General features: G+C 43.6%; 3 protein-coding genes and 1 pseudogene. 1 reads left to right on the top strand and 3 read right to left on the bottom strand.

Features of this window, described 5'->3' with window-relative positions; genetic code table 11:
• A pseudogene (locus tag Xinn_RS20425) lies at nucleotides 1–484 on the top strand (conjugative transfer ATPase); the annotation flags it as partial.
• 18 nt (nucleotides 485–502) lie between these two features.
• Here the strand turns inward: Xinn_RS20425 and Xinn_RS20420 are convergent.
• From Xinn_RS20420 to Xinn_RS23240, 3 genes are all read right to left on the bottom strand, one after another.
• Complete coding sequence (locus Xinn_RS20420; protein WP_086953996.1) at nucleotides 503–1,321, bottom strand: hypothetical protein; 819 nt, start codon at nucleotides 1,319–1,321, stop codon at nucleotides 503–505.
• A gap of 140 nt (nucleotides 1,322–1,461) precedes the next feature.
• On the bottom strand, nucleotides 1,462–1,815 hold the full coding sequence (locus Xinn_RS20415) for a hypothetical protein (protein WP_086953995.1): 354 nt from the start codon (nucleotides 1,813–1,815) through the stop codon (nucleotides 1,462–1,464).
• Nucleotides 1,812–2,642 (bottom strand): RHS repeat domain-containing protein (locus Xinn_RS23240; protein WP_169923642.1); only part of this gene is annotated, 831 nt, incomplete at its 5' end. The genes Xinn_RS23240 and Xinn_RS20415, both read right to left, overlap by 4 nt.

Raw genomic sequence — 2,642 nt, 5'->3', positions numbered from 1 at the left:
CACCAACCCGCTGTTATCCCCCTACATGACCAAGGTGGTCAAGATGTGGCGTAAACTGGGGGCCTGGCTGTGGCTCGCCACACAAAACCTGGCGGACTATCCCGATACCGCTGAAAAGATGCTGAATATGGCTGAATGGTGGCTGTGTCTCACCATGCCCCCGGATGAAGTGGAACAAATTGCCCGCTTTAAGAAACTGACCGAAGAGCAAAAAGCGGTATTGCTCTCTGCCAGTAAACTGCCCCGTTGTTATACTGAAGGGGTAGTGCTGGCGAAAAAAATTGAAGCCCTGTTCCGGGTGGTGCCACCCAGCCTCTATCTGGCTCTGGGGATGACGGAAAAAGAAGAAAAAGCGGAACGGCGGGCGTTGATGCGGGAGCATCAGTGCAGTGAACTGGAAGCCGCTATGTTGGTGGCTGGAAAGATGGATGTGGGACGGGGGTTGCGGCCTGATCTTTCTGTCGGTACAGGCCGGAACATGTGATAAATCGTCTCTGACTCGTTAGCACATCATTTTTTCATCGTGCAGATGGCTCATACTCATAAATATATCGCATAAACTCACATTTTTAGGTACAAAGGCGCTGAGATGGTATTTTTGCGATGTAAAAAGAAAGGGAAAGAGATCACGGCCATTTTCCAGTTTTCTGGCTTTATCGAACGAATCAAAATAGTGGTGGATCTCCGAGACCACGGTTTTGTGTATTTCACTGTGAATAAAAGGGCGTAGCTGATCCGGATCTTTATAATACCATTTACGCAGATGAAGAATAAATTCTTTGTCCTCTTTGTCCTCTTTGTCCTCTTTTTCCTCTGGCGATCTGAGTAAGGTCATTATTTGCTCCGTGCGATCTTTCATGCAGCCGGTGAAAAAATCATTGATACATTGCTGTAACTCCGGTGAGCACTCGGCAGGTGCATATTCGGCCTGTGGCTTTGGTCGTCTGACTTTTTCGAACGTGGACTGTTCTGCTGACATTTTCAGCATATCCGTCATGAAGTTGTGAAATTCTTTCGGGCACTGGGTCTGTTTGACTTCCGTATAAACACAGCGGCCAAAATAACCGGAGTTTTGCGTGTAATTGTATTTTCGGATGGTCAACACATAAGTTCCCGGCGGTGGTTCATCCCCTCTGATTTCAGCAGATTCATAGGTGAATTTGAAGTAAATCCCATTTTTTTTGTTATAGCCAATCAGATTTCCTGCCTCCGCAAAATCGGTGACAGTGTACCTATAATCGCAATAAAAGGGGATTTCGCCATTAATGAAAAGAAACCAGCCTTCCGGAAAGGTGATTTCGTGTTGTATTGGGTGTTTCATGTATTGTCATCCTTTTCAAAATTTATGATTGTGGTTAGAAGAGCATGTAATGCGCTTTATATGAATTTAGCATTAGGGATTACAAAGCAGGGTGATGATAACAAGCCGGAAGAGCACGTAGATCTTTCCGGCTTCATTGCTTATTTATAAATATCCTTATCTTCAGCTTTCTCTATAAATAAATCCTGTAGGCTTCCTTGTATTTCTTCATCTTCATACAATAATGTAAAGTCACCATCAATATTTGGAGGGAAATGAGATCCGTCAATAGTTCCAAAGATCGTTGATGCAGTATCAGACATTATTACCTTAAAGAAATTAAAAATAGCTGTTTGATCTTCATTATCTAGTTTTGATAACGCTTTCTTAGCTCTTGAATATATGCCATCTTGATTGTTGCTGGATGATTTTGTTAAATTATCTTGATAATTCATAAAATTATCATCGAATAACTCACTAAAAACAGCTCTTACTACTTTTTCATCATTTTTCATTTTATAACCTTATCAATACATTTGAATCTAACCTCTGGGTACATCCTCTTATTCATATTAATAAGATCGTTAAGTATCTTATTAGGTATTTCAGGATAAACCCGCCTTAACTCTCTTATATCACGAGCAATCAAATCCCTAGCATTAGTAAATTTTTCTCCCGTTGCTGGGTGTTTCGTGCTTCTTGATACTACTCCTAAATCGCCCCTAGATATTGTGTGGCCAGATTTTGGTACTAAAATAGCTGGCCCAGTATTTGGATCATAATTTTTGACAAGATTTTTCATTATTGCTTTTTGGCCAGCATGGTGAGCATCAAGTCCTAAATTTTTACCTTTGACTAATCCCCTCAAAGTTCCATATTCATCAACAGCCCAATCTTTTATTCCAGAACAAGGCGTTAATCCCAGAGGATCTATCCAACCTGTCGGATTTGATACGTAAGAATAAGGATTTTTTCCTCCCACTAACCCGATCGGGTCTGGCGTCAGATAACAACTCGCCTCTGACGAAAAATATCTGAACCGATTATAGACTAAACCACTTTCTTCATCGAGCCACTGACCGGCAAACAGTTGTCCCGGATTTAACTGGGCATTTTCACCCGCCGCTTTCAGCCGCATGCCGTACAGGCTCTGTGGTGGCTGACGCCAGACACGGTGGCCCTGCGGATCAAACAGCGCCAGCGGTTCGCCCGTCGGGGCACAGACGGCATACTGGGTCTGCACTTCCCCCGCCAGCAGTTCACTGCGGTTGGCCGGGTCGGGGGTGAAGAACTGGATTTGCTGCGCCAGTAACTGCCAGCCGTCAAACACCAGATGGCGGAT

The sequence above is a fragment of the Xenorhabdus innexi genome (assembly GCF_002632485.1).
GTDB lineage: Bacteria > Pseudomonadota > Gammaproteobacteria > Enterobacterales > Enterobacteriaceae > Xenorhabdus > Xenorhabdus innexi.
This window is presented reverse-complemented; position numbering and strand designations above follow the sequence as displayed.